4 protein-coding genes, 1 pseudogene and 1 riboswitch are annotated in these 3516 nt (G+C 37.4%); of the genes and pseudogenes, 3 read left to right on the top strand and 2 right to left on the bottom strand.

Annotation, left to right across the window (positions count from 1 at the left end; genetic code table 11):
• A pseudogene (locus tag VXQ92_RS15395) lies at positions 1 to 97 on the top strand (hypothetical protein); the annotation flags it as partial.
• A gap of 145 nt (positions 98 to 242) precedes the next feature.
• A riboswitch (glycine riboswitch) is annotated at positions 243 to 330 on the top strand.
• 177 nt (positions 331 to 507) lie between these two features.
• The gene (locus VXQ92_RS15400; RefSeq protein ID WP_416682379.1) at positions 508 to 1752 is read left to right on the top strand and encodes a D-amino acid dehydrogenase; all 1245 of its coding nucleotides are present in this window, start codon (positions 508 to 510) and stop codon (positions 1750 to 1752) included.
• A 46-nt stretch (positions 1753 to 1798) separates the two neighbouring features.
• Here the strand turns inward: VXQ92_RS15400 and VXQ92_RS15405 are convergent, their stop codons facing one another.
• On the bottom strand, positions 1799 to 2443 hold the full coding sequence (locus VXQ92_RS15405; protein ID WP_001139838.1) for a hypothetical protein: 645 nt from the start codon (positions 2441 to 2443) through the stop codon (positions 1799 to 1801).
• 103 nt (positions 2444 to 2546) lie between these two features.
• Here VXQ92_RS15405 and ispF point away from each other — a divergent pair, with 103 nt between their 5' ends.
• Complete coding sequence (ispF, locus tag VXQ92_RS15410; RefSeq protein WP_000226512.1) at positions 2547 to 3029, top strand: 2-C-methyl-D-erythritol 2,4-cyclodiphosphate synthase; 483 nt, start codon at positions 2547 to 2549, stop codon at positions 3027 to 3029.
• Here ispF and VXQ92_RS15415 read toward each other — a convergent pair.
• Positions 3026 to 3516 (bottom strand): protein tyrosine phosphatase family protein (locus VXQ92_RS15415; RefSeq protein ID WP_416682381.1); only part of this gene is annotated, 491 nt, incomplete at its 5' end. The genes ispF and VXQ92_RS15415 overlap by 4 nt on opposite strands.

Raw genomic sequence — 3516 nt, forward strand, 5'->3', positions numbered from 1 at the left:
TGAACTGTTCACAATAGGCGAGAAATTTTATTTGCCAACCTTGCGGGAGCAATGGAAAGGTACTGTTTCGGACCAAGTGCTTAATGGAAAGCTCTAACGAATATCAAAAGGTGAATTCTTATAATTCACCTTTTTTATAATTAAATCAAAAGTTTGTGTGTTTTATTGGTGGGTTGTACAAAAGTTTACAAGAAAAGAATGCGTTTTTTTAAAAGTGGCAGATACATTGCTTATATTAATACAAAATTATTGCGGGAGAGAGGTTCTTAAGAACCCGCCGAAGGAGCAACAGGCCCGGAAACTCTCAGGCAAAAGGACTGTAATAATTAAAAAATCTGGAGAGCAGCTTAAGATTTATAAGCATGGAGAATAAAAACTTATAAGTCATAAACTCACCGAAGGGGAAGATCGAAATACTAAAAGGTAGTATTTAGGTCGAAACTCTCAGGTACAAATGACAGATGGGCTGTACTGATGAAATGTTTTTGCATTTCAGAGGAGTCTGTTATGCCACATGTTATTGTGATTGGTGCAGGAATCACAGGGGTTACTTCAGCCTATGAATTATCTCAATTAGGTTACCAAGTCACAGTGATTGATCGCCATCTTTATCCAGCCATGGAAACATCATTTGCAAATGGAGGGCAATTATCTGCTTGTAATGCAGAAGTCTGGAACCAGAAAGCGACCGTTATAAAAGGTTTTAAATGGATGAGGCAAAAAGATGCTCCTTTATTATTGAATCCTTCCTTTAGCCTACATAAATATAGTTGGTTGGTTGAGTTTTTGTCTCATATTAAAAACTATGAAGCCAATACAATAGAAACCGTTCGCTTGGCATTGCTTGCGCGTAAGCGCTTGTTTGACGTAGCTGAAAAAGAGCAGCTTCAATTTGATTTGGAGAAACGCGGTATTCTTCATATGTACCATACAAAGGATGATTATGACATCGCCAAGCGAGTTAATGATGTCTTAAATAAAGGGACTTTAGAACGTTACTCGGTTTCACCTGAGGAAATGAAATCAATCGAACCTTCTTTAACGGGTGAGTACTTTGGTGGCTATTACACACCAAGCGATGCAACTGGTGATATCCATAAATATTCAACCTCTTTAGCTGAAAAGACTAAACAATATGGCGTTCAGTACAAATTCGGTTTGGAAGTTACTGATATTAAGTGTCATGCAGATAAAGTGGTACTGAATTGTCAGCCAAGTGCTGAGCATCCGCATCTTTCCCAAACAGACAGCTTTCAATTAGAAGGTGATGTTCTGGTGGTGTGTGGTGGTGGAGGAAGTTATCAGTTGGCTGATATGATTGGTGAACGTGTAAATGTTTATCCGGTCAAAGGTTATTCAATTACCGTCCAATTAAAAGATGAAAAAAGTATAAAAAATGCACCGTGGGTGAGTTTGTTGGATGAGAGCGCTAAAATTGTAACGTCTCGTTTAGGACCAGATCGTTTACGTGTAGCAGGTACGGCCGAGTTTAATGGTTATAATCGAGATATTCGAGCCGACCGTATTCAACCTTTGGTAAATTGGGTAAACCGCAATTTTGACATTTCAACTGAGCATGTTGTGCCTTGGGCGGGTTTAAGACCAATGATGCCTAATATGTTGCCAGTTGTGAAACAGTCTAAACAGTCTCGAGTTTTCTATAATACGGGACATGGTCATCTAGGCTGGACTTTGTCAGCAGCTACAGCTGTTTTGGTGAGTCAAGATATTCAACAAAAGTATCCAGCATAAAAAGAAAAGCCAGTGTCTATGCACTGGCTTTTTTATTTTATATTCACTAGTCGTACAGACGATAAATTCCTGTGAAGCGCTCACAACCTTTTTGCTGGGTTTTTACGATGAGCAGTGCTTTCTGAAAGTCAAATTTATATTTACAGTTATGTTCATTATCTAAAATTTCACTTTTCTGTTCAGGAGAGCTGTAAGCCATAAGTGAAACCGTTTGGGTTTCTTTTCGGTTATTCGGATTACGGTAAGCTAAACCTTCAATTTTGATTTTATCTTTAGCAAGTTGATGTATTTGTAAATGAACGGGCTGAGATGCAATATGTCCATTTTCAAATTTAAGATAATGCTGAGTCAGGGTTTGTTTAAGTGAAGCATAAAAATTTAAATCATCACCACGTACATCAAACTGTTGTTGAATACATGAATTGGTTTTGCATTGTTGTGTTTGTCTAAGCCACAATGTTTGAGTATCTTGTAGAAGCTGCAGGGGGGCATCTGTGACCAAGTATGCAGAAAGATATTTATTGTTGAGCTGCTTTCGTGCTTCGCTAAAGGTTTTTGAACAGATTTTTAGCTCTGCTTTTGAGTTGGAGCAGTCGATAGACTCTGCAAAAACAAGCGATGAGCATAAACAACTCAATGTCACGACAAAACTTAATCTTTTCAATTGATTCATATCAGTATTCGACGGCATGATCGCTTATACTTTCAGTCTATTTTGCTAAGTGTACTATAGCGAAACACGACGGTTGAATACAAGATTTCTTAAGCTTTTATAATAGAAGGGAAGAGTTTATATGGTTGCTCAAATTCGTATTGGACAAGGAATGGATGTGCATGCCTTTGAAGAGGGTAACTTCGTAACCTTAGCTGGCGTTCAAATTCCGCATACGCATGGTTTGAAGGCACATTCTGATGGCGATGTCGTGCTACATGCATTATGTGATGCCTTACTAGGTGCTCTAGCACTTGGTGATATTGGTCAGCATTTTCCGGATACAGATCCAGAATTTAAAGGAGCGGATAGCCGTGTTCTACTTAAACATGTTTATCAATTAATATTAGACCGAGGTTATCATTTAAATAATGCTGATATTACGGTAGCTTGTGAGCGTCCTAAATTAGCAAAATACAATTTGGAAATGCGTCAAAGCATTGCAGATGTTTTAAATGTAGATTTAAATCAAATTAGTATCAAAGCGACCACAACCGAAAAACTTGGATTTACTGGTCGCCAAGAAGGAATTTTAGCAACAGCGACGGTGTTAATATCTCATTAAACTAAATCATTGGTTTGTTGCAAAGATTGTTGAAGTTCTAAGGTAGCCTTACGGCCTTGAAGCTGTAAGGTAATACTATGAATGAGTCCTGTCCATGTTTCATTTGGCTCCCAAATTTCATGAAGCAAATCCTGACAGGTTGGCATATCCATATTCATATAAAATTGTCTGTAGACATACATAAGACAACTTACGCGTTTATTTTTGGCACAATGTATCCAAACAATTTCATTCTGCACTAAATGATCAATCAAATCTAAAACTAATAAGCATTGGTCAGAAGAGGGTGTTTCCCAGTCAATTGGAATATGAATATAATTTAAACCATATTCAAGACAGACCTGATCTTCATTTTTAATACTATCTGGTGAATTCGATAAAGCTAAATTTATAACAGTGCTACAACCATACTCTTTAATGAACTTAAGTTGTTCGGTAGAAGGTTGCGCTGAACTAAATAAATATTCATGAATGATCGAAAATGCAG

This window comes from Acinetobacter sp. 228 (genome assembly GCF_048147885.1).